We start from the raw sequence: 23,455 nt of genomic DNA, 5'->3' as shown, positions 1-23,455 counted from the left end.
CCGCGGTGGCGCGCCCCGTGGTGTGATGGCCGGTGTGCGGTTACTCCGGCGGGGTCGGGGTTTCGTGGTTGCGGTACATCGCCTGGATGTCGAGTTCCAGCTTGACCGTCGGTCCGACGACCGCGATGCCGCGGGCGAGCATGTTGCGCCAGTTCAGCGTGTAGTCCTCGCGGTGGAGTTCGGCGGTGGCGCGGGCCGCGCAGCGCAGTTCCTGGTCGTATCCGCCGTTGACCGCGCCGAGGTAGGTGGTGTCGAGGGTGACGGAGCGGCTGACGCCGTGCATCGTCAGGGGACCCTGGATGTTCCACTTCGGGCCGCTGCGCCAGGTGAAGCGGTTGCTGACGAAGTGGATGTCCGGGTAGTTCTCGACGTCGAGGAAGTCGGCCGAGCGCAGGTGGTTGTCCCGGGTGTTGTTGCCGGTGGAGATGCTGGAGGCGTCGATGAGCACCTCGATGCGGGAGTCCTCGATGCGCTCGGCGACATGGATGCCGCCGCGGAAGCGGGTGAAGCGGCCGTGCACGTTGGCCATGCCGACGTGGCGGGCGATGAAGCGGATGGCGGTGTGCGGGGGGTCGAACAGCCAGGTGCCGGGCGGGGGGAGTTCGAGCTGCTGCGAGGGCTGCATCGGGATGCGCTGGAGGTCGGCGCATTCGCCCGCCCTGATCTCGATGGTGAGGCGATGGGGCTCCAGGCCGCTGCCGGTGAGCAGCACCGAGTACTCGCCCGGCTCCAGCGTGGCGACGAACAGCCCGTGGGGGTCGGTGGTGGCCTTGATCGCCTGCTTGCCCGCGCCGCGGGTCGCGGTGATGGTGACCTCGACACCGCCCAGCGGCTGGCCGACGGGATCCAGGACCTCGCAGCTGAAGGCGCCGGCACCGACGGGCATGGGGAGGCGGAGACCCGATCCACGGTTCGGGCGCTTGGTTCGCATGCGCCGGAGCAGTGCGAACGGTGTTGCAGTCATCTCTCTAAGGTTTCTCTCGGTAACGGGGTCTCCCCATGATGGGGGCGCCGGGGGACGTCACCCATCAGGGGCGGTTGTATCGGCCAACGGCCTCGGCCTCGTGCACACCGTTCATGAGGCGGCACGCGACAGTACGAGGTCGAAGTCGGCGCGACGAAAAGGGATGCTGACACCGTAGCGGGTGGCGAGGTCGGGGTCGTCGACCAGGGTGAAGTCCTGCACCAGGCTCCGTTTGACGGCGAACACCGCGTCGGACTCCACATACGGGCTGCCCGCCACGAAGACATGGGTGGTCAAGGTGGCGTGCCCGGCGGCCTCGGCGATGACGTGGATGTGCGCGGGCCGGTACGGATGCCGGCCGGTGGCGCGCAGCAGGGCGCCGACCGGTCCGTCGGTGGGGATGGGGTACGGACTCGGTACGCAGGTGCGGAACCAGAAGCGGCCCTCGGCGTCGGCGGTGAACAGCCCGCGCCCATTGCCCTCCGGCTGGACGCCGGGCTGCTGCACATCGTAGAAGCCCTGGTCACTGGCCTGCCAGACGTCGAGGACGGCTCCGGGCAGCGGGGTGCCGTCGGTGCCGGTCACCCGGCCGGTGACGACGCAGGGCTCGCCGGTGCCCACGAGATCGATGGTGTCACCGAGGTCCCGGCGCGGCGATCCGGTCAGGTGGAAGGGGCCGAGAATGGTGGGTTCGGTGGCCCCCTCCGCCCCCCGCCCGTTGATCGTCTCGACCAGTGTGGAGATCCCGAGGACATCGGAGAGCAGGATGAATTCCTGCCGGGTGTCGGTGCAGTGACGGCCGGTCTCGGTGAGGAAGCCGATCGCCGCCTCCCACTCCTGCGGGGTCGGTTCGGTCTCGCGCACGAAGTTGTGCAGATGTCGGGCCAGGGAGGTGAGGAGAGTGTGCAGCCGCGGGTCGGGGGTGGCGGCGAAGCTGTCGATGACGGCTTCGGTCGCGGTGTCCTCGGTGAAGTCGGTGGCCATGCCTCTCCCCTTCGCTTCGTACGCCGGGTGTGCCGCGTACCGTCAGTGGTCCTCCTGATGTGCGGGGCGCGCATGTCCGAGGATCTGCCTCAGCGCACCGGTCAGCAAGCCCGCCGCGTCCGGCGAGGCCGTGGCGTGGCGGAAGCCGATGTAGTTGTCGGGGCGGGCCAGCAGGGCGCCGCCGTCGCCGATTTCGCGCAGTGCGGCCCAGTCGCCGTACGGATCCTCGTACTCCTGACCGGGCCCGATGACGACGGTGGCGATCTCGATGCCCAGTGCGCGGCCCGCGGCCTCGGCCGCCTGCCGCCACCGGTCCCCGCCGATGCCGGTGAAGAGGGTGAACCGGCCGTGGCCGCCGAGGTCCAGGGTGGAGAGCCGGTCACGGCCGCGGGTGACCCAGGCGTGCGGCAGCTTGGCGCCGGGCCGGGTGGAGGGCTGGTGGTACAGCTCCGGGTCGCGGACGAAGCCGGGGTCGGGGGTGCCGTCGGGGACGACGGCGGCCGAGGCGTACCGCTGGTTCATCTCCACGCCGTGCGCGTTGAACTCGTACACCTTGGCGGCGATGGCCTCCCGCAGCCGCCGCCGCTGCTTCTCCGCCTCGGCGGTGGCGTCCTTGCGGGCGGCGACGTTGCGCCACATCTGCTCGGGGTCGGCGGTGGACAGCACGTTCAGCGCCTCGAAGACCGGCGCGGTCTCGCCGATGCTCTTGTTGGCGCGTTCGACGATCTGCCGTCCGACCGGGGCCCGCTCGGCGGAGTAGGTGTCCAGGAGGGCGGGCGCGGCGGTGCCGTCGAGGACGTGGCGGAGCTTCCAGGCGAGGTTGTACGCGTCCTGGATGGAGGTGTTGGAGCCCAGGCCGTTGGACGGCGGATGGCGGTGGACGGCGTCGCCCGCGCACAGCACCCGCCGGTCGGCGTAGTCTTCCGCGTACAGGTGGTTGACCGTCCACGCCGAGGTCGAGGTGATACGGACCGGGATCTCGTCGTCGCCGAGCAGGCGGCGCACCACCGACAGCGCGAACTCCTCGGTGAGGTCCGGCGGACCGGCCTCCAGGTCGTACCCCCACACCACCATCCACTCGGTCCAGGGGCGTACGCAGCGCACCAGTCCGGCCCCGATGCCGCCGACGGTGGCGCCGGGGGCGAGCACCCAGTAGAGCGTGGAGGGGCGGTGGGCGGTGAGGGCGGTCAGGTCCGCCTCGAAGACGATGTTGAGGCTGCCCGCGACGCCCATCCGCCCGACGGTGGGCAGCCCGGCGTTCTCGGCGACGCGGCTGCGCCCGCCGTCCGCGCCGACCAGGTAGCGGGCCCGCACTCGGTAGGTGTCACCGCGCAGCCGGTCCCGTACGGTCGCGGTCACGCCCGCGTCGTCCTGCTCGTGCGCGAGGTACTCGGTGTCGAAGCGCAGCGCGGTGCCCCGGGCGACGGCGGCGTCCACCAGGACGGGTTCCATGAGGTGCTGCGGCATGTCGCACAGGGGGCTGGGACCGGCCAGTTCGTGTTCGGCCTGCACGCGCGGGTCGTTGCCCCAGGAGCGCAGCCGCCCCAGCTCCTCGCCCGCGAGGCTGGTGCAGAAGACGGTGTTCCCCATGAGGTGCTGCGGGGTGGCCCGGTCCCGTACCCGCTCCTCGACGCCGAGGTCGCGCAGCACCTCCATGGTGCGCTGGTTGGTGATGTGCGCGCGGGGCGTGTCCGCGAGGCGGCCGTACCGGGTGACCATCATGTTGGGCACGCCGTAGGTGCTCAGGGCGAGCGCCGTCGCGGCTCCGGCCGGGCCGCTGCCGACGACCAGTACGTCGGTCTCGACGGTGTCCACTGGGCGAGGCTCCTCTCCTGGTGGCCGGTCCTTCGCCGATCCCGGCCCGTTTTGATGATCTTGGTCCAGGAGGGGACGGCGGAGGTGTCTCAATACGAGACACCCGGGCCGTATACGGTGAGGTCCCTGTGACGAGCATCGACGACACCCCGGCCGCCCCGGCTCTCGCCCCGGTACGACGGGCCCGGGAGCGGTTCCTCGCCGGGCGGCCGCCGGGCGGGGACATCCCCGACGAGCTGGCCGAGGCGTGGCGGCGGGCCCGGTTCCTGGGCGTACGGCGGGATGTGACGCCGCCACCCGCCCCCGTACCCGCGCACTCCCCGCTGCTGGCCGCCGCGCGTCCGGTGCTGAGGCGCGTCCTGCCCGCCCTGGCCGGCGGCGACACGGCGCTGGTGCTCGCCGACTCGCGCTGCCGGGTGCTGTGGTCGGGTGGCGGTCCCGCACCGGCGGCAGGTCGCGATCTGTCCGAGCGGGCGGTGGGGCACAACAGCGCGGTGCTCGCGCTGCGCCTCGGGCGCCGCGCGGAGGTGCACGGCCCCGAGCACGTCCTGGACCTGTGGCAGGGGCTGTCGGCGGTCAGCGTCCCGGTGTACGAGCCGGGGGCGGACCGCCCGGCCGGGACCGTCACGGCGCTGGCCCCCTCGCGCGAGGACCGCGCGCCCCATCCGGGGGCGGCGCTCGCCGAGGCCATCGCGTTCGCGGTCGCGTCGGAGTTGCTGGACCGGGCCCGGCCCCCGGAGCGGCTGCTGCTGGACGCGTATCTGCGGGAGGCGCCGGAGGGGCGCGCGGTGGTGGCGCTCGACGGCGGCAGCCGCATCGTCAGCCCCGGGGCGGCGCGGCTGCTGTCGGACGAGACGCTGGCCCGGCTGGAGCGCCGGGCCACGGCGCTGCTGCGGGAAGCGGGGGCGGCGGACGGGCGGCGGACGCGGGAGTTCCCGGTGCCGGACGGGGCCGGGCTCGTCGTCCGTATGACGCCGGTCGTGCGCGAGGGCGACGGCGAGGTCATCGGCGCGGTGGCGGTGGCCCGCCCGGGTCCGGCGGCCGGTCCGGCGCGGACGGAGCGTACGGCGGGGCGGGCGGGCTCCGGCCGGGAGCGGCTGCCGGGGCTGGCCGGCACGTCGGGGCCGTGGCGGGTGGCCGTCGCGCGGGCGACCGGGCTGGCCGCGAGCGCGGAGCCGCTGCTGCTGACCGGGGAGGCGGGCGTCGGCAAGTCCTCGCTCGCCCGCGCCCTGTTCGCCTGGCGCGGCTCCGCCGCGCCCCTGGTGGTGGACGCCGCCGAGGGCGCGCCCGGTGCCGTACCGCGCTGGTGTCACGCCCTGGCGGAGGGGGACGGCGCGCCCCCGCTGCTCGTGCTGCACGCCGAGCGGCTGGACCAGCCCGATGTGGCCGCGCTGCTCTCGCTGCTGGCGCGCCGGCCCGAGGTGCCGCTCACGGCGACGCACACCCCGTGCACCGGGGTCGGCCCGTGTCTGCGGCGGCTGCTGGACCTGCTCGCGGCCCGTTCCGTCGCCCTGCCGCCGCTGCGCGAGCGCGTCGAGGACATCCCCGTACTGCTGCCGGGGCTCGCCGGGCCCCCCTCCCCCGGCCGCCCGCCGCTGTCGTGGAGCCTGGACGCGCGCCGGGCCCTGGAACAGCACGACTGGCCGGGCAACGTCGCCGAACTCTCCCAGGTGGTACGGGAGGTGGCCGAGCACCGCCGCGCCACCGGGCCGGTGCGGCGCGGGGAGCTGCCGCCGGACCTGCGGGTGCCGCCCGCCGCGCGGCGGCTCAGCGGGATGGAACGGGCCGAGCGCACCGCGATCCTGGAGGCGCTGCGCCGCCACGGCGGCAACAAGGCACGCGCGGCCGGGGCCCTGGGCATCGGCCGGGCCACCCTGTACCGCAAACTGCGCGCCCTGGGCGTGGATCAGCTCCAGCCGCCGCTCTGACGGCCAGTAGGGTTTTCAGCACGGTCGTGTTCATGTCGTTCGAGGGGGAACCGTGGGGGCTGGCGACACCGGGGGCGCGGGGCGGGCGGACGTCGTCGTCCTGACCGCGCTGGAGATCGAGTACCGGGCCGTACGGGCGCATCTGGACGATCCGCGTCCGGTCCGGGCGGAGCGCGGCTCCCTGTTCGAGACGGGCGTCCACCGCTCCGCGGCCCGGCCCGGCGGGCGGCGGGTGGCGATCCACATGACGGGTCCGGGGAACCCGGGCGCGGCGGCGCTGGTCGAGCGGGCGGCGGCGCTCTTCGCGCCGAGGGCCGTGCTGTTCGTCGGCGTGGCGGGCGGCGTCAAGGATGTCGCGCTCGGCGATGTGGTGGCCGCCGACGCGGTGTACGACTACGAGACCGGCAAGGACACCGAGTCCGGGTTCCTGCCCCGGCAGAAGACCCATCAGCCCGCCTACGGACTGGTGCAGCTGGCCCGCGGTGTCGCCGCGGCCGACGACTGGCAGCGGCGGATCCTGCCCGGCGGCGGCGCGCCGCGCCCGCGCGCCCACGTCAAGCCGATCGCGGCGGGCGGCCGGGTGGTGGGGCACGAGCGCTCCGACGTCGGCCTCCGGCTCGCGGCCGTCGCCGGGGACGCGATCGCCGTCGACATGGAGGGCTTCGGCTTCCTCGCCGGCGCGTACGTCAACCAGCACCTCGACGCGCTGGTCATCCGGGGCGTATCCGATCTGCTGGGCGACAAGGGCGTGGCGCACGACGAGCACTGGCAGCCGGTCGCCTCCCGGCACGCGGCCGCCTTCGCCTTCGAACTGATCGGGCGGCTCCCCGGTGCGGAGGCGGCGCCCGGCGCGCCCGCCCGGCGCCGGGCCAAGCTCACCATCCAGGAACTCGGCGGTCTGGCGGACCTGCTGCTGGAGGTGCCCGGCCTGTCCTCCCCCACCGGCTGGCAGCAGCTGCTCGACGAGCTGCCCACCGTCGGCACCGCGGTCGCCCGGCAGTCGGCGAGCCGCGCGGAGGCCCTGGCCCTGCTGCGTACCTGCGAGGCGCACCGGGCCCTGGGCGAGCTGGTGTCCGTGGTGGACGTCCTGGCCCCCGGCGCCCCGGCGACGGCCGAACTCGGCCGCCGCGTCGAGGAATTGGGCCTGGCCTGAGGGCTCCCTGGGGGCGGGAGGGGTGTCGCGGGGGGCGTGCGGGGCATACAAGTTGTCCGGAGTCCGCGCGGGTGACGCTTGCCTGTGGCAGGGTCTTTCGGCGGGATCATCGGCGGCGGGGACCGGTGATGCGGGTACGGGGGAGGCACGGCATGGCGGCCACGCGGGAAGGCGGCCTCAGATCAGTCCATCATTTGGTGTCGGCTCTGAAGGAGTTCCGCTGTCTGACGGATCCGGATTCGCGCGCACTGTGTCTGGACCTGGTCGCGATGGAAATGGAGACCACGTCCGTCCCGGTGCGCGGCCATCGCGTCACCGACTACTTCCTGGTGGAGCTGGCCCGGGAGTGCCTGGAGAACGTGCGGATGATGCGCGCGCTGCGCGCCTCGCTCGCGGTGATGGCGCCGGGCACGGACGCCATGGACCGCCTCGATTCGGTCGTGGAGCAGATGACGGCCCGTCCGGTGCTGCCGGCCCCGGCCGCCGGGGGCTTGCGGTCGCTGCTGGAGGACCTGGAGATCGGGCACCTGGGCCAGCTGTGCCGGGCCGCGGCGGGTCCGCTGCAGGACGTCCCGGCGGTCACCGGCCCCTGGCACGCCTTCGAGGAGCTGAGCCGGATGAACGCGCGGCCGGACGGGCTGCCGCCGGGGCTCGCCCTGGTGGAGTATCTGGCGGCGTCGGCCCAGCCGCTGCGGAGGGCCGACGCGCTGCGGGCGTGGGCCGATGAGCAGGCGCGGGAGCTGGACCTGACCTCGCACTTGAGATCGCTGCGCCAGCAGGTGGGGCATGCCGCCCCGGCCGAGCCGGACGACGCGTACCTGGTGATCCGGCTGCTGCCGCAGGAGGAGCCGGGCCGTTACGAGCTGTCGTCCTGGCACAGCTACGACCCCAGCGGCTGGCATCCGGTCCGCGGCCCGGTCACCCAGGTCACCGCCGCCACCGCCGAACGGGCCGTGCAGGAGCTGGTGTACGCGGCGGAGGAGGAGTGGGAGGACGCCCGGTGCATCCATCTGGAGTTCCTGCTGGGCCCCGACGACCTGAATCTGCCGGTGCACCTGTGGCGCAAGGAGCTGGACAGCACGATGGCCACCCCGCTGTGCATGGATTATCCGGTGGTGGTGCGGAGCCTGGAGCGGAGTCAGACCAGACGCTGGCACCGCCCGTGGAACCAGCGCTGGCAGCTCTTCTCCGGGCGGCCCGAACTCGCCAGACAGCTCGTCGTCGAGGGCGAGGATCCGGACAGTCCGCGCTCGGGCGATCCGGCCGCGCTGCTGGCCCGGCTCCAGGCGGATCCGCATGTCGTCGCGCTGATCCTGGGCTCGCCGCCGGGCGGCGCCGGTGAGGGTTCGTACGAGGCGCTGGCGGCCTGGCGGGCGGGAATCCCGCTGGTGGCGTGGGATCGCCGGCCCACCCGGGATCCGGCGTTCGTCCAGTACTTGAGACAAAAACCGGACGAGGCCAGCGGGGACCTGGCACGGCTCCGCGAAGCCGTGACAAAGTTACGTCTGGACGCCCATACGATCGACTCCGCGGAGCGGGAGCATCACCCGGGGCAGCATGTGGTGCTCGTCTGGGACGACCCGACCCGGCCCGTGGAGACGCAGGGACGCATGACGGGGCCGGACGAGGGGTTGGGCAGTCGATGAGCGACGCAGAGCCTGCACGGCGGCACAACGGGCGGATCCCGGGCGGCGAGGGCTCCGCCTCCGGGCCCCTGCCGGCCGGCATACCGCGCCCCTGGTGGATCTACCAGGGCACCGGGCGCCCGCTGCACGACGTCAGCCTGGAGGACATCCTTCCGCCCCCGCCGCCCTGGCGCACCTTCGGCGGCGTCTCGGCCGGCCCGGTGGACGCGGACGGCGTGGACGGCGTGTTATCCGACCCGAACGAGCCGCCGACCGAGCCCCCGGCGCCGCCGGAGGACGCGCAGGACACCGCCCGGCGGCTCGGCGCGACTCCGCTCGGCCTGCGGTCGGAGGCAGAGGAGGCGGACGTGGTGAACGCCGCGCTCATCCTGCGGCGTCCGCTGCTGGTGACCGGCCGCCCGGGCACGGGCAAATCGACGCTGGCGTACCGCATCAGCCGGGAGCTGGGCCTGGGCCGGGTGCTGCGCTGGCCGATCACCACACGTTCCACCCTGCGGTCGGGTCTCTACGGCTACGATGCCGTCGGCCGTGTGCACGCCGCGGCGGCCGGACAGGCGGCTGAGGAGGACGGACACGAACCCGGACCGGAGGACATCGGCGACTTCCTCCAACTCGGCCCGCTGGGCACGGCGATGCTGCCGCACCGCCTCCCCCGCGTCCTGCTCATCGACGAATTCGACAAGAGCGACATCGATCTGCCCAATGACCTCCTCGACATCTTCGAGGCCGGTGAGTACTCCATCCCCGAGCTGGTGCGCATCCGCAGGCGGCGCCCGGCCGTATCGGTCCTCACCGACGACCCCGACCGCAGCACCGTCATCGCCTCGGGCCGGGTGCGCTGCCGCGCCTTCCCCATCGTCGTCATCACCAGCAACGGGGAGCGGGAGTTCCCGCCCGCCTTCCTGCGCCGCTGTCTCCAGCTGCGGCTGCCCGACCCGGACGCCGACCGGCTCGCCGCGATCGTGGCCGCGCACCTGGGCAGAGCGGACGACCCGCGCGCGCGGGAACTCATCGACATGTTCCTGGAGCGCAGCCGGCACGAAGGCGGGCTCGCCGCCGACCAGTTGCTCAACGCGGTGTATCTGGTGACGGCCCGTTCCGAGACCCCGGGGCCCGAGTGGGAGGAGCTACTGCGCGCCGTCTGGCACCGGCTGGACGCCGCAGGCTCGACATGACACAGGACCCAGGCGGCGGGTCCGGTGAGCACGGCCCACGGGATCTCGACTGGCAGCAGATCGCCGATGCCTTCTGGCTGGCCGTCTGCAAGGCCGAGACGGACCGCGGACCCGGCCGGCCGGCGCCCGGCCCGCTCCCCGCGCCCCCGCGAGGCGACAGCCTGCCGCCCGCCGACGCCCCGCCCCCCGAGCCGCCGCAGGACGACGGCGGGCGGGGGCCCGAGCCCGCGCCCGAACCGGCCGTCTCGACGCCGCAGGCCGTGGAGCTCGTCGACGTGCCCGACGCGCCGGAGGACCCGGACGGGACGGAACCGGCGCTGGTCACCGACGTCATGGTGCCCGCGCCCCGGCTGACCGCCGCCGGGCCGCTGGTCGCCGAGCGCGCCGTCTCCCGGGCGCTGCGCCCCCTCAAGCGCACCGCGCCCTCGCCGGTCGAGCTGGAGGTCGACGAGGAGGCCACGGCCGAGCGGGCCGCCCGCGACGGGCTGTGGCTGCCGGAGTGCGCGCCCGTCCAGGAGCGCTGGATGGACGCGGTCCTGGTGCTGGACTGCGGCAGCTCGATGGTGGTGTGGCGGCGCACCGCGGCGCGGCTGGTCACCGTGCTGGAGCGGACGGGTGCCTTCCGGGGCGTCCGGGTGCACCGGATGAACACCGATCACCCGTTGACCGCGGACCACCACGACTCCCCGGTGGACGGCATGTCCCCGCGCGGGAAGCGGGCGGTGCTGGTGCTCACCGACGGCATCGGCGCGGCCTGGGGGGATGAGAGCGCGCAGCGCGCCCTGGGGCGCTGGGCCCGGCGCGCGTCGGTCGCGGTACTCCATGTGCTGCGTCAGGGCCGCTGGCACCACACGGGCATCGCGCCGGAGCGGGTCCGGGTGCGGGTCCCCGAGCCCGGCGCTCCCAACGGCACCTGGCGGCGGGACGGTGGCGGTTCCTGGCCGGGCGGTGAACCCCCGGTGCCGGTGCTGGAACTGGACGCGCGCTGGCTGGGCAACTGGGCGCGGCTGGTGGGGCGTCCGTCGGAGCGGGGCCATGACACGCTGGCGCTGCTGCCCGGGGCGCCGGCCGAGCCCTGGGATCCGGAGCCCGAACCCAGCGCCTGGGACCGGGTCTTCCGCTTCCGCTCCACCGCCTCGCCGAGCGCCTTCCGGCTGGCGGCGCGGCTGGCGGCGGCCCCGCTGAACATTCCCGTGATGGAGTTCGTGCAGGGGATCCACCAGCCGGAGGGCAGTCCCGGCGATCTGGCCGAGATCCTGCTGGGCGGGCTGTTACGCAAGGTCGGCACCGCCGATCCGCTGGACGAGACCGGAATCGGCTACGAGTTCCACGACGGGGTGCGGGAACTGCTGCTGTCCGCCGGGTTACGGGACGAGTCGCTGTACACCCTGCGCAGCGTGCTGGACCGGCTGGGCCGCCGCTGGAAGCCGCTGCATCTGCTGCGCGATCTGCTCAACCACCCCTCGGGGCCGGTGCGGGACCTGCCCGACACCGAGCGCCTGATGCCGTACATACGCCTTCAGGAACAGGTCTACCAGGCCCTTTCCGGGCCCTATCTCGAAGGCGCGCGCTCCTTTCGCGCCCTTGTCCTCGCGCGCCAAGCGCTCCCCCGCACGGGCGAAAGCCGCCCGGAGCCCTTTGAAGACGTACCCCACTGGGGAAATGTGGTACCCGAGGTTGCCGTGACCGACTCCATGACTCCCCGATCCCGTCCGTCGTCCCAAGCCGACGATTCACCATCCCCGCCGGCGCACGGCACGCCGGGTACGGCGGGGGAGCATTCGAGAGGAACCTTCGTGTCCGTGACCGCTGCCCGGTCCCTGCCCGCCGTGGAGGAGCGCCGCGCCGGGGACCCCCCGGCCATCTGGGGCAATGTGCCGCCCCGGAACAACAACTTCACCGGACGGCGAACGCTGCTCGACACGCTGCACGAGCGGCTGCGCAGCGAGGGAACGGCCGCCGTGCTGCCCGAAGCGCTGCACGGTCTCGGCGGGGTCGGAAAGTCCCAGATCGCCCTGGAGTACGTGCATCAGCACGCCGCGGCCTACGACGCGGTGTGGTGGATCCCGGCGGAGCGCCCGGAGCAGATCCGCCAGGCGCTGGTGCAGCTCGCCGACCGGCTCGGCCTGCAGGCGGGCATGGAGGCGAACACGGCGGTGCCCAGCGTGCTGGACGCGCTGCGCACCGGGCGCCCCTGCCGCAACTGGCTCCTGGTCTTCGACAACGCGGAGGAGCTGGAGACCGTCCGGCCGTTCTTCCCCGCGGGCGGGCCCGGCCGGATCCTGGTGACGTCGCGGAACGCCCAGTGGTCGCGGGCCGCCCGTACCGTGGAGGTGGATGTCTTCGAGCGCGAGGAGAGCATCCAACTGCTGCTGCGGCGGGGGCCGGAGCTGCCGCACGAGCAGGCCGACCGGATCGCCGAGACCCTGGGGGATCTGCCGCTGGCGATCGAGCAGGCGGCGGCGTGGCTCTCCGAGACGGGGATGCCGGTCGACGAGTATCTCCAGGTCTTCGAGGACGAGCGGGCGGATGTCAGCACCCGGCGCAACGAGCTGCTGGCCGCCGGGGTCCCGGTCGACTATCCCGAACCGGTCGCCGCCGCCTGGAACATGTCGCTGCGCCGGCTCGCCGAGCACCACCCGGGCGCCCTCCAACTGCTGCAGATGTGCTCGTTCTTCGCCCCCGAGCCCATTTCCCGGCGGCTCTTCTCGGGCATCCGGGGCGTCTCCCTCTCCCCCGAGCTGTCCGAAGTGCTCCAGGACCCGATCAAACTCGGCCATGCGATCCGGGAGATCAACCGCTACGCCCTGATCAAGATCAATCACCGCAGCAACACCATCGAACTGCACCGGCTGGTGCAGGCGGTGCTGATCGGCCAGATGTCCCCGCAGCAGCAGGCCGACATGCGGCACAGCGCCCATGTGCTGCTGGCCTACGGCGACCCCAATGACGTCTCGCCCGCCAACTGGGGCCGCTACACGGACCTGTTGTCGCACGTCCGGGCGTCCCGCGCGATGGACTGCGACGACAAATGGGTGCGCCAGATGGTGCGGAACCTGGTCCGGTTCCTCCATGTCTGGGGCGACCACGAGGGCGCGCTCGAACTCGGCAGCCGGGTGCGGGAGAAGTGGCGGACCTCGCTCGGCGAGGACAACCCGGAGACGCTCGCCATCTCCCGCACGCTCGGCCATGTCCTCACCCTGCTCGGCCACTTCGGACAGGCCCGGGAGCTGAACAGCCGGACGCTCGAACTGCAGCGCGCGAACGAGGGCGACGACCACGAGAACACGCTGGTCACCCTCGGAGCCGTTGCCAGCGACGCCCGCTACCAGGGCGACTACACCCACTCGCTGGAGCTGGAGGAGGACCGCTGGCGGCGGACCCTGCGGCTGTTCGGCGACGAGGATCCGTACACCATCGCCGCCGCCAACGACTACGCCCTGGCGCTGCGCTCGGCCGGTGACTTCGCGCGCGCCCGGGAGGTGGACCAGAATGCCCGCGACCTCGCCGAGGTCGTCCTCGGCGAGGACTCGCTGCTGACGATCCTGCTGGAGGCCAATCTCTCGATCGACGTCCGGGAGAGCGGCGACTACATCGCCGCCCGCACCATGCTGGAGCTGACCTGCGACCGGGTCCGCCAACTGCTTCCGCAGAACACGCCGATCGGCGTGTACGCCCTGCGCAACCTCGCCGTGGCCCGCCGCAAGGCAGGCGACCACGAGGGCGCGCTGGAGATCACCCGGGAGGTCCTGGAGCGTTACCGGCTGCGCTACAGCGAGCCCAACCTCCACATCGCGGCGACCTCGCTCAACCTGTCCATGGACCTGCGCCAGACCGCCGACCTCGACGGCGCCCGCGAGCTGGGCGCCAAGTGCGTGGCCGACATGCGGTCCGCGCTGGGGCCGCGGCACCCGGTGACGCTGAGCGCGGCCATCGACCTGGCCGTCACCCTGCGGCTGCTGGGCGAGACCGAGGCCGCGCTCGCGCTCAACAAGGAGACGATGCCCGTGCTGGTCGAGGCGCTGGGGACGGAACACCCGATCACCCTGGCGTGCGCGATCAACCTGGCCAGCGATCACTACACGCTGGCGGACTACCAGGAGGCCCGGGAGCTGGACACAAAGACGCTCGCGGCCTGCCGGTCACGGCTGGGCGAGGACCACCCCACCACGCTGGCCTGCGCCGTCAACCTGTCCGGGGATCTGCGGGCGCTGGGCGAGGGGCGGTCGGCCGAGGAGCTGCACAACGGCTCCCTGGCCCGGATGCGCACCGTCCTGTCCCCCGGTCACCCGGCCACGGTCGCGGCGGCCCGGGGCATCCGCGCGGACTGCGATGTGGAGGCGATCCCCTTCTGACCGTCCAGGCTCAAAGACAGGCCGCTGTCCCGATCCAGGTGGCGAGAGCGACCGGATCGGGCACCGCGCCGCCGGTCTCCCGTAGCGCGCGGTGGACGGCGAGGGCCACTTCGGGAGCGCGGAGCAGCGCCGCCCTGGCCGCGCCGTCCGGCAGGGTGAGCGCCAGCCCCGCCCAGGCCGCGACGTCGTCCGGGGCCCGGGCCAGCCGGCCACGGTAGCCGCGCAGCGCGGCCGCCCGGTCGCCCATGACCCAGGCGAGGTCGGCCCCGTCCGGGGCGTCGTCGCCACCGTTCCGGTCCCGGAGCCGTTCCGGGTCGGCGAACCGGAGCCTGGCGAGCGCCGTCCGCGCCGCCGTCTCCGCGAGGGCGGGCTCGACCGAGGTGGGGGGCAGCTCCCGGGGCGGCGCACCGCGCGTCCGCCAGGCCCGCGCCCACCGGGCGAGCCGGGCGGGTTCGGGCCGCAGATGGCGCATGCGGTACACGAGCCGGTGGTCGACGACCAGGTCCTCCGCCAGCCGCCGTGGCACGGGCGGGACCGGCTCCGCGAGCCAGCCGGCCAGCCGCTCCGCCGCCTGATCGAGGAAGCTCCTGCCCAGGGGCGTCAGTTCGGCGTGAGTGCGCAGCGTCTCCAGCCCGTGGGAGGTCTGCACCCGGCGGAGGGCGAACTCGAACGCGGCGGTGTCCTTGGCGGGCCCGTCCTCGGCCCGGTGCCGGCGGTCCTGCCAGAAGCCGGTCACGCCCAGGAACGCGTACACCCCCTGGAGCAGTCCGCGCAGCGGCCTCGGGTCCAGCCGCCACGGCGCGTGGTGGACCTCCTCCCGGCCGCCCTCGATCAGGGGCACCAGATCCATCAGGGCGCTGAGCTTGATGTGCTGGGCCTCGTGCACCAGCGCGGCGGCCAGGTCCGGCTCGGCCACGGGGGCGTTGATCAGGACGCAGCCGTAGGCCTCCGGGGAGGAGGCGCTGAACGGCTCGGGATGGGCCGCGTACGGTACGGGGACCACGGAGGCGACGCAGGCGGCGACCCCCGACGGGTCCACGTTGCGCTGCTCGGCGAGCAGCCGCCAGGCGCCCGCGAAACGTTCCTGCCAGCGTTCCCACGCGTCCTCGGAGAGCCGGTCCGGCGGTCTGCGGCGGAAGAAGTCGCGATAGGGGTCGACATCGTCGAGGAACGGCGAGCAGATGTGCCCCCGGTGCTCACCGCGCAGCCGCCGGAGGCCGTACCACCCCGGGGCGTCCTCCGCGAAGCCGGGGGCGGGCAACGGCACCGTGTGCGGCCCGGCCACCACCGTCGCCCCCTCCCCCGTGCCCACGACCTCGGCGAGGTCCGTGGCAGGGTCCGGCAGGAGAGCGAATCCCAGCGCGGGCAGCATCACCCCGCCGTCGCGCACCACGGCCGCGATGCGGAAGTCGATGCCCGCGAGGAGGGCGGCCGAGGCCGCCACCGCGTACAGATAGCCGGTCTCGCTCCACAGCGGCGCGTCCGCCGGTTCCTGTCCGCGCAGCCGCCGCAGGCACCGGCTGAGCCACACCCCCGTCTGCGGATGCAGCAACAGCCGCTCCACGGCGGCCGGGGAACGGCGCTCGGCGCGTATCAGCAGCCGCCACGCCTCCTCGGCGGGCGGCAGCGGACCGGGAAGGGCGGGATGTGCGGCGGTCAGGTCGACCAGCGCCCGCACCAGCAGCATCGCGCGGCTGCGCTGACCGGATCTCAGCTCGGCGACCGATGCCGCGCTTCCCGAACCCACGGCCAGCCCGGTGAAGCACTCCGCCGATAAATGGTGGCGGGAGTCGGTCAACCGCAATTCTGCCCCGCGTTGGAGGAACTGGAGGCCGTCGCCGGGTTCCGGACGGCGCCGATCAGCCGCAGCGCGACCGCGGCGATCCCTTCATCCCGGTCGAGGTCTTCCAGTGTCGCTCCCGAAAGGTCCAGCAGCTCCGTCTCGACCTCGATCGCGACTCGCTCCATGACACCGCCCTCCTTAAGGACGTTCCACACCGGCTCACGTGAGGCATCCCTATGGTGACCTACCCCTATTGATTGCGAAAGGGTGAACACGGCCAGCGGACGCCCGGCTTGTCAAGATTTTCGGACACATCCGGCGCGCCCGCCGGGGGGCTCGGTATGCCGCTGTCAGGTGCGCTTTCGGGGCCGTCAGGCGCCCTTTCCGGAGTGGATCGACTCGACCTCGAACACGCCGCCGCAGACGCGGAAGGAGCGCGCCGGCACGGTCATGGAGGTGGAGGAGTCCGGCGGGTAGGCCCGGATCCGGGCGGGGGTGCGCCAGCAGGGCTTGTCGGCCGTGCCCTCGTTGAGGGTGTGCAGCATCGCGGAGGCGCTGCCGCCGGGCGGCAGGGAGACCGCGGAGCGCGACGCGCCGCGCCGGGAGGCGGGGTCGCCGATCGCGGAGCCCACGGAGTCCAGCAGCGAGACCCCGGGGAAGCCGGTGAGCGTGCAGGTGGCGGTGGACTTGTTGGTGAGCACCAGCGGCATGTAGATATTGCCCGCGCCCACGTCCTCGCGCCCCAGGGAAAGCCCCAGGCGCTCGGTGGGGCATACCCGCTGGGCGCCCGGGCGCGACGCGGTGGTGTGCGCGACCGCCGCCGAGGACGCGGGGCGCGTCACGGGGCGCGACGAGTCGGGCCGGGAGGCGGACGTCGCCGGCGCCGCGCGCCCGGTGTGCGCCGCCGACCGGGTGACGGACGAGGCGGACGGCTCACCGCCGCCCGGTGCGCCGGAGGAGCCGGGCGGCCCGGACCGCTGGGTGTCGGCGCCGCAAGCCGTCACCACGGCCAGCGCGCCGACAGCCAGGGCGCATAAGCACCACGGCCGGGACCTTGGGCGCCTGGGCGTCGTCGTGTCGTTCCGTTGCGCCATGAGCGACCTCCCGGGGTCGTATCCGCTCTCTTCGGGCTCCCCCTTCCCCGCTTGGACGTCCTTATGTCTCCGGGACATTGATCGCATTCCCCGGCAATTCCTCACCCTCGCTCCACCCGGCCCCGGTGACCGGGAAGCCACCGGGGGACCATCGGTCACATCACCAGGTGTGCCTTGCTGTGGGTGACTTCCTCGATGTCGCCGCCCGCCTTGCCGATCAGCCGGTGGGCCAGGTTGCTCAGCGCCCTGGCCGCCGCGATCTCCTCGCCGACCCGCGGCTGTGCCGGGTCGTCGGGGTTGCGGTTCGCGCGGCCCTGGGCGAGCATCTCGGTGCCGTCGTGCATCCGCAGCCGGATGACGGCTTCGGTCAGCGGACCGATCTCACGGAATTCCATCTGGATGTCGCATCCCACGATCGTCTCCATCACGATCACCTCCTGCGTCACCTTCCAGGATGCGCCTCCCCCCGCTGTCCAGTCGACCTGGTCAGCAGGTCCACCACCTCGGCGTCGCCGGTCTGGGAGAAGTCCTCGTACCACTCGCCGACCGCGGAGAAGTCCGGGGGCGTGGACAGGCACACCACGTCGTCCGCGTCCTCGCGCAGCGACGCGACCGCGTCCGGCGGCGCCACCGGAACGGCCAGGACGGCCCGGGCCGCGCCCTGGGCGCGCGCGACCCGGCAGGCGGCGCGCGCGGTGGCGCCGGTCGCGATCCCGTCGTCCACGATGATCGCCGTACGGCCCTCCACCGGGATCCGCGGCCGGTCGCCGCGGAACCGCCTGGCCTGCCGGATCAGCTCGGCCTGCTCGGTCCGCTCGACGTCGGCGATCTCTTCCTCGTCCGCCCGGCTCATCCGGATGATCGCCTCGTGGACGACCCGTACCCCGCCCTCGCCGATGGCGCCGAAGCCCAGCTCCCGGTGGAAGGGGACGCCGAGCTTGCGGACGATGATCACGTCCAGCGGGGCGTTCAGCGCCCGGGCCACCTCGAAGGCCACCGGCACCCCGCCTCTCGGCAGCCCCAGCACCACGGGCTTCTCTTCGGCCAGCGGTCTCAGCCGCTCGGCGAGGCGCCGTCCGGCGTCCACCCGGTCAGTGAAGATCATCGCTCACCCCCGGCACGGGTTCCTCTCCTTCGAATCAAGCGGACAATGCCCCGGGCCGCAAACCGGCGGCCGCTCCGGCACCCTGGAGGCATGGAGCACGCCACAAACCGGGACGATTCCGGTTACCCCGTCTTCGTTGAATCATTCGACTCCGACAGCCGCTACCGGCGGGTGCGGCTTCGGGGGGTGGGGTGCGAACCCCTGGAGAAGGAAGAGTTCGCGCCGCGCGTCCGGCAGATCTTCCCCGGCATCGACCTCGACGATCCGGATCAGGTCCACTGGGCCGACCGGCCCGGGCAGTGGCCGACGTGGCATCCGGGCGAGGCCTGAGCGCGCATGGGCGTCCTGATCGGCACCTCGGGATGGCAGTACAAGGACTGGCGCGGTGTCCTCTACCCCGCAGGCTGTCCGCAGCGGCTGTGGCTGGAGGAGTACGCCAGGGGCTTCACCACGGTCGAGAGCAATAACGCGTTCTATCGGCTTCCCGAGCACGATCAGTTCGCCGCCTGGCGGGACCGCACGCCCGGCGGGTTCGTGATGGCGCTCAAGGCCAGCCGCTATCTGACCCACATCAAGCGGCTGCGCGACCCGAAGGAACCGGTCGCGCGGCTGATGTCGCACGCGGAAGGTCTCGGCGACCGGCTGGGCCCGGTCCTGCTCCAGCTCCCGCCGACCCTGCGGGCCGACCCCGGTCTGCTGGGCAGCTGTCTGGCCTGCTTCCCCGCCGGTACCCGGGTGGCGGTCGAGCCGCGCCATGACTCCTGGTGGACCGAGGAGATCCGGGCGCTGCTGGAGCGCCACGGCGCCGCGCTGTGCTGGGCGGACGTGGGCTCGCGCCCGGCCGCCCCGCTGTGGCGGACCGCGGGGTGGGGGTACGTACGGTTCCACGGCGGCCGGGCCGAGCCCGCGCCGCGCTACGGCCGCCGGGCGCTCGCCACGTGGGCGCGCCGGGTGGGTGATACCTGGCCCGGCGAGGCCGACGTCCACGCGTACTTCAACAACGACACGGGCGGGGCGGCGATCCACGACGCCGTCGTCTTCGCCCGCGCCGTCGCCCGGCTGGGCCTCCCGGTCAGCCGTACGCCCGCGACGGCGGCTACTCCTTGACCGCGCCGCCCAGCATGCCCTCGATGAACCGGCGCTGGAGCGCCACGTAGACGACCACCACCGGCAGCGCGATCAGCACCGACGCCGCCGCGAGCAGCGCCGCGTCCGAGCTGTGCTGCCCCTGGAAGAAGGCGAGGCCGAGGGGGACGGTGCGATGGGCCTCGTCGCTGACCATCACCAGCGCCATCAGGAACTCGTTCCACGTCCACATGAAGGTGATGACGACCATGGTGGAGATCGCCGGGCGGCCCATCGGGACGAGCACCCGCCACAGCGTGGTCCAGCTGTTCGCCCCGTCGAGCCGGGCCGCCTCGATCACCGCCCGGGCGCTGCCCCGGAAGTACGTCCGCATCCAGAACACGCCGAACGCCAGCGACTGGGCGGTCTGCGGCAGGATCAACGCCCAGTAGGTGTCGGTGAGTCCGGCGTACCGCAGATCGAAGTAGAGCGGGACGACCAGGGCCTCCTGGGGCAGGGTCAGCCCGATCACGAAGAGGTAGAACAGCGGGGTGGAGCCGGGGAAGCGCATCACCCCGAAGGCGTACGCGGCGAGGACGGCCAGCACGGTGGTGGCCGCGACCACGACCGTGGTGACCAGGACCGAGTTGCCGAGGTAGGTGCCGAAGTGGCCGCGGCTCCAGGCGTCGGCGAAGTTGCCCCAGTGGAGCCCGTCCCACGGAGCCGAGAACCCGGTGTCCAGGGAGCCCTGCGAGGCGAAGGCGGTGGTGAGGATGGAGACGACGGGGACGAGCGAGAGGACGGCGAACAGGGTGAGGAGCGCGTAGGTGACGCCGCGTTCCAGGCGTGTGGTCATGCCCGCCGCCCTTCCACGAGCCGGGAGACCGTGACGGTCAGGGCGAAGATCAGGACCGTGAGGGCCACGCCCACGGCGGCGGCCGAGCCGACCTGGTTGGTCTCGAAGGCCCGGTGGTACACCTCGTAGGCGGGTACGGAGGTGGCGTTCCCGGGGCCGCCGCTGGTCGTGACGTAGATGAGGTCGAAGTTGCGCAGGCCCGCGATGATGGTCAAGGTCAGCGCCACCGCGAGGTGCGGCCGCAACGCCGGGAGGGTGACGGCGAAGAACTCCCGGACCGCCCCGGCGCCGTCCATCCGCGCCGCCTCGTACAGCTCGCGCGGGACGCGCTGGACCCCGGCGAGGAAGAGCACCATGCACAGCCCGGTGCCCACCCAGGTCCCGATGACGCCGACGGCGGGCAGCGCCCAGGTGTAGTCGCCGAGCCAGGGGCGGGCGAGCGAGCCGAGACCGACCGCGCGCAGGGTGTCGTTGAGCAGCCCGTCGGGGGCGAGGATGGACCGCCAGGCCACCGCGACCACGATGAGCGCCAGGACCTGCGGCAGGAACAGGACGGTGCGGAAGAAGGTCATGCCGTGGATCCGCACCCGGGACATCGCGGCCGCCAGCAGCAGCCCGATGGCCACCGGCAGGGCCGAGTAGAACACGAGCAGCACCAGGGCGTGCGCGAACGGGGCGCGCAGCGCGGGGTCGCCGAACAGGTCGCGGTAGTTGCCGAACCCGGCCGGGGTGGCGGCGGTCAGCCCGTCCCAGTGGAGGAACGACAGCCACACCGACTGCCCGAAGGGGTAGAGCAGGAAGACGGCGTACACGAGCAGCGCGGGCAGGATGTAGAGGTAGCCGACGGCGCGTGGCTCACCGGGCGCCCGGCGGCGGTATCGCCCGGTCAGGGCGGTGGTCTTCATCGTGTCGCCGCCGCGTGGCGTTGCCGCTGGGTGCGCAGGAAGGCGCCGTAGTCCCGCTGCAGGGTGGCGGCCAGCTCGTCCGGGGAGGTCTTGCCGCTGACGACGCCCTGGAGGGCGGCCGAGAGGGTGTCGTAGAAGGTGGGGGTGGCGTAGTCGAGGTACGGGACGAGGCCGTCGGCGGCGCTGAGCCGCTTCCAGCCGTCGATCATCTGGCCGTCGACGGTGTCCGGGGCGACCTCGGCCGCGGCCGGGCCGGGCACGGCGGGCAGCACTCCGTGCCGGGTCATGACGTCCGAGGCGTGGGCGCTGGTGAGGAAGTCCAGGTAGGCGGCGGCCACTTCGGGGTGACGGGAGCGGGAGGTGAGGGACCAGGCGAGGCCCTGCCCGCCGGTGGTGACGGGGGCGCCGCCGGGCTTCGCGGGCGGCGGGGGCATGAGGCCGAGCTTGTCGCCCATCGTCTTCTTGAGGTCGGCCAGCAGCCAGGTGCCGGTCATCAGGTACGCGCCGTCGCCGGAGGCGAACTTCTTGGCCGCGTCGTCGTATCCGAGGCCGTTCGCGCCCTTCGGCAGATAGCCGCGCCTCATCCAGTCGGTGAGGGTCGCGGCGGCGTCCTTGGTGGCCGCGGTGCCGAAGCCGGTACCGCGGCCGAGGACGGTGTCCCGGGTCGCGGCGGCGGCGTACTGGTCCTGGAGCACCCCGAAGGTGTGGATCGCGGGGTACTTGTCGAGGTTGCCGAACTGGACGGGCGTCTCGCCCCGCTCCTTGAGGCGGGCGAGCCCCGCGGTGAACTCGCTCCACGTCCTCGGCGGTTTCAGGCCCGCTTTCCGCAGCAGGTCCTTGTTGTAGTAGAGGCCGACGAACTCGCCGGTCTGGGAGATGCCGTAGAGCCGTCCGCGGCCGAAGTCGGTGCCGTCGACGGAGACCCGGTTGAGGTTGAGGAGGGTGTTCGGGTAGCGGGTGTTCCAGTCGTAGATCCCTGCGTAGTTGTCGAGCGGGGCGAGCAGCCCGGCCCGGACGAAGGACACCATGTCCGGGTAGCCCTGGTTGGCCTGGATGACGTCGGGCGGGTTGTTGCCGGAGACGGCGAGCTTGAGCGTGGTCTTCAGATCGGTGAAGCTCCGCGCCACCCGCTTGATCCGCACGTTGGGGTACTTCTTCTCGAACTCCCGGTTCAGCTGGGTGATTTCGCCGTTCGTGCCGCCCCGGATCTCCTGGTCCCACACGGTCAGCGTGGTCTTTCCGGCCGATCCCGGGTCGGGTACGGCGGTGGCCACGCCGGTCCCGGATCCGGCGGCCCCCGAGCCGTCGGTGCCGGGCACGCAGCCCGCGGCGAGCAGGGTGGCGCCGAGGGCGAGGGCGACGGGTAAGGCGCGAGGTGGGGGCCGGTGGCGCGCCCCGCTGCGGGGACATCCCATGCGGTTCTCCTTCGGGCGGGCGTCGTGCTGCCGGCGTCGTGCGGCAGATAACGCGCGGTACGGGCGTCCTCGTACGGGCGTCAGGCCCCGCGGGCGTCGGCCGCCCGGAAGCCGATGGTGGGCAGGGCCCGCAGCCGGGGCCAGTCGCGCACCCCGGCCGGGATCAGGCCGTCCAGGAAGCGGTAGCGCGCCATCAGCTCGCGGTCCGCCGAGCGGGCCGTACGGTCCCACCACGCGGCCACCTCGGCCCAGCCGGGCGCGGCGAGCGAGCCGCCGAAGTGCTGGACGGAGAGGGCCGCGGTGAGGTTGGCGAAGGCGAGCCGGTCGGCGAGCGGCCAGCCGGCGAGCGTTCCGGTCATGAAACCGGCGATGAACACGTCGCCCGCTCCGGTGGGGTCGAGCGCTTCCACCGCGAGTCCCGGCACCTCGGCGCTCTCCCCGGTGAGGGAGTCGATGCCGACCGCGCCCCCGGCGCCCCGGGTGACCACGACGATCGGCACCAGCTCCGCCAGGTCCCGCGCCGCCCGCTCGGGCGTGTCGGTGCGGGTGTAGCGCTGTGCCTCGGTGGCGTTGGGCAGGAAGGCGTGGGTGTACGGCAGGTCGGGGAGGGCGGCGAGGTCCCAGCGGCCGGACTCGTCCCAGCCGACATCGCCGAAGACCTTGGCTCCCTGGGCGTGCGCCTGGCGCACCCAGTCCTCCTGGCGGCCCGGCTCGTAGGCGGTCACACAGGCCCGGGAGCGGGGCGGCACGGCGCTGGTGGCGGGCGGCGGCGCGGGGTGCTCATGGGTGACCATGGTGCGCTCGCCCTCGTAGGCCATGGACACGGTGACCGGTGAGTGCCAGCCGGGGACGCGCCGGGAGTGGGTGAGGTCGACGCCCTCGGCGTGCGCCAGGCTCTCCCAGCAGTAGTCCCCGTAGACATCGGCGCCGAAGGGCGCGGCGAGGGTGGTGTGCAGACCGAGCCGGGCCAGCGCGGAGGCCATGTTGGCGATGCCGCCGGGGCTGGAGCCCATGCCGCGGGCCCAGGACTCGGTGCCGCGCACCGGGGCGTGGTCGAGGCCGGTGAAGATGATGTCCAGGAAGACGGTGCCGGTGAGGTAGACGTCGTGTTCGGGGTCGCCCGGGGTGCGCAGCGCGGCGAGCGGGTCGATCGGCTGTATCGGACCGGGGGCTGCGGACATGGGGCTCACCGGCGCGCCTTTCCTTGTTCGT

At 73.3% G+C, this 23,455-nt stretch carries 18 protein-coding genes and 1 pseudogene; 7 read left to right on the top strand and 12 right to left on the bottom strand.

Going from position 1 to position 23,455, the window contains the following annotated elements; translation table 11 throughout:
* Positions 1–40: 40 nt before the first annotated feature.
* The 3 genes from ASC60_RS17065 to ASC60_RS17055 all read right to left on the bottom strand — a co-directional run bounded on the left by ASC60_RS17065 (position 41) and on the right by ASC60_RS17055 (position 3,763).
* Positions 41–964 (bottom strand): YceI family protein, encoded by a 924-nt coding sequence (locus tag ASC60_RS17065; protein ID WP_055551722.1) that lies wholly within the window; start codon positions 962–964, stop codon positions 41–43.
* A 111-nt stretch (positions 965–1,075) separates the two neighbouring features.
* A complete protein-coding gene (locus ASC60_RS17060) occupies positions 1,076–1,948 on the bottom strand; it encodes a dioxygenase (protein ID WP_055551720.1) in 873 nt (290 codons plus the stop codon).
* A 42-nt stretch (positions 1,949–1,990) separates the two neighbouring features.
* The gene (locus ASC60_RS17055; RefSeq protein WP_055551719.1) at positions 1,991–3,763 is read right to left on the bottom strand and encodes an FAD-dependent monooxygenase; all 1,773 of its coding nucleotides are present in this window, start codon (positions 3,761–3,763) and stop codon (positions 1,991–1,993) included.
* A 128-nt stretch (positions 3,764–3,891) separates the two neighbouring features.
* Between ASC60_RS17055 and ASC60_RS17050 the strand changes: the two genes are divergently transcribed.
* From ASC60_RS17050 to fxsT, 5 genes are all read left to right on the top strand, one after another.
* A complete protein-coding gene (locus ASC60_RS17050; RefSeq protein ID WP_055551717.1) occupies positions 3,892–5,691 on the top strand; it encodes a helix-turn-helix domain-containing protein in 1,800 nt (599 codons plus the stop codon).
* Between the two features lie 52 nt (positions 5,692–5,743).
* Positions 5,744–6,844 carry a hypothetical protein gene (locus tag ASC60_RS17045; protein WP_055551715.1) on the top strand — a complete coding sequence of 367 codons (1,101 nt, stop codon included), beginning with the start codon at positions 5,744–5,746 and terminating at the stop codon, positions 6,842–6,844.
* 197 nt (positions 6,845–7,041) lie between these two features.
* The gene (locus ASC60_RS17040) at positions 7,042–8,490 is read left to right on the top strand and encodes a hypothetical protein (protein ID WP_234356977.1); all 1,449 of its coding nucleotides are present in this window, start codon (positions 7,042–7,044) and stop codon (positions 8,488–8,490) included.
* Complete coding sequence (locus ASC60_RS17035; RefSeq protein ID WP_107097091.1) at positions 8,487–9,665, top strand: MoxR family ATPase; 1,179 nt, start codon at positions 8,487–8,489, stop codon at positions 9,663–9,665. The genes ASC60_RS17040 and ASC60_RS17035 overlap by 4 nt, the downstream gene beginning before the upstream one ends.
* Positions 9,662–14,020, top strand: coding sequence for an FxSxx-COOH system tetratricopeptide repeat protein (gene fxsT / locus ASC60_RS17030; RefSeq protein ID WP_055551712.1), 4,359 nt, complete (start codon positions 9,662–9,664; stop codon positions 14,018–14,020). The genes ASC60_RS17035 and fxsT overlap by 4 nt, the downstream gene beginning before the upstream one ends.
* 10 nt (positions 14,021–14,030) lie before the next feature.
* Here the strand turns inward: fxsT and ASC60_RS17025 are convergent, their stop codons facing one another.
* The 5 genes and pseudogenes from ASC60_RS17025 to ASC60_RS17010 form a co-directional block, all read right to left on the bottom strand.
* Entirely contained in the window at positions 14,031–15,818 is a 1,788-nt protein-coding gene (locus ASC60_RS17025; RefSeq protein ID WP_234356976.1) for an HEXXH motif domain-containing protein, read from the bottom strand.
* Complete coding sequence (locus tag ASC60_RS42240; RefSeq protein WP_199830973.1) at positions 15,815–15,988, bottom strand: hypothetical protein; 174 nt, start codon at positions 15,986–15,988, stop codon at positions 15,815–15,817. Before ASC60_RS42240 ends, ASC60_RS17025 begins: the two co-directional genes overlap by 4 nt.
* A 186-nt stretch (positions 15,989–16,174) precedes the next feature.
* The gene (locus ASC60_RS17020; protein ID WP_055551709.1) at positions 16,175–16,897 is read right to left on the bottom strand and encodes a DUF4232 domain-containing protein; all 723 of its coding nucleotides are present in this window, start codon (positions 16,895–16,897) and stop codon (positions 16,175–16,177) included.
* A gap of 155 nt (positions 16,898–17,052) precedes the next feature.
* Positions 17,053–17,322, bottom strand: a complete 270-nt coding sequence (locus ASC60_RS17015; protein WP_055551856.1) for a DUF1876 domain-containing protein — start codon at positions 17,320–17,322, stop codon at positions 17,053–17,055.
* A gap of 38 nt (positions 17,323–17,360) precedes the next feature.
* A pseudogene (locus ASC60_RS17010) lies at positions 17,361–18,002 on the bottom strand (phosphoribosyltransferase); the annotation flags it as partial.
* A 90-nt stretch (positions 18,003–18,092) separates the two neighbouring features.
* Here ASC60_RS17010 and ASC60_RS17005 point away from each other — a divergent pair.
* On the top strand, positions 18,093–18,332 hold the full coding sequence (locus ASC60_RS17005; RefSeq protein WP_055551705.1) for a hypothetical protein: 240 nt from the start codon (positions 18,093–18,095) through the stop codon (positions 18,330–18,332).
* Between the two features lie 6 nt (positions 18,333–18,338).
* A complete protein-coding gene (locus ASC60_RS17000) occupies positions 18,339–19,109 on the top strand; it encodes a DUF72 domain-containing protein (RefSeq protein WP_055551703.1) in 771 nt (256 codons plus the stop codon).
* On the opposite strand, the gene ASC60_RS16995 is transcribed toward ASC60_RS17000, so the two are convergent.
* The 4 genes from ASC60_RS16995 to ASC60_RS16980 form a co-directional block, all read right to left on the bottom strand.
* Positions 19,099–19,923, bottom strand: coding sequence for a carbohydrate ABC transporter permease (locus ASC60_RS16995; protein ID WP_055551701.1), 825 nt, complete (start codon positions 19,921–19,923; stop codon positions 19,099–19,101). The two genes, ASC60_RS17000 and ASC60_RS16995, sit on opposite strands and share 11 nt — an antisense overlap.
* Positions 19,920–20,828: a carbohydrate ABC transporter permease gene (locus ASC60_RS16990; RefSeq protein WP_055551699.1), complete on the bottom strand. Its 909-nt coding sequence runs from the start codon at positions 20,826–20,828 to the stop codon at positions 19,920–19,922. The genes ASC60_RS16995 and ASC60_RS16990 overlap by 4 nt, the downstream gene beginning before the upstream one ends.
* Complete coding sequence (locus ASC60_RS16985) at positions 20,825–22,243, bottom strand: extracellular solute-binding protein (protein WP_055551697.1); 1,419 nt, start codon at positions 22,241–22,243, stop codon at positions 20,825–20,827. The genes ASC60_RS16990 and ASC60_RS16985 overlap by 4 nt, the downstream gene beginning before the upstream one ends.
* An 80-nt stretch (positions 22,244–22,323) precedes the next feature.
* Complete coding sequence (locus ASC60_RS16980) at positions 22,324–23,424, bottom strand: carbohydrate kinase family protein (protein ID WP_055551695.1); 1,101 nt, start codon at positions 23,422–23,424, stop codon at positions 22,324–22,326.
* Positions 23,425–23,455: the final 31 nt, after the last annotated feature.

This window comes from Streptomyces sp. NBRC 110028 (assembly GCF_001417735.1).
Taxonomy (GTDB): Bacteria; Actinomycetota; Actinomycetes; order Streptomycetales; family Streptomycetaceae; genus Streptomyces.
This window is presented reverse-complemented; position numbering and strand designations above follow the sequence as displayed.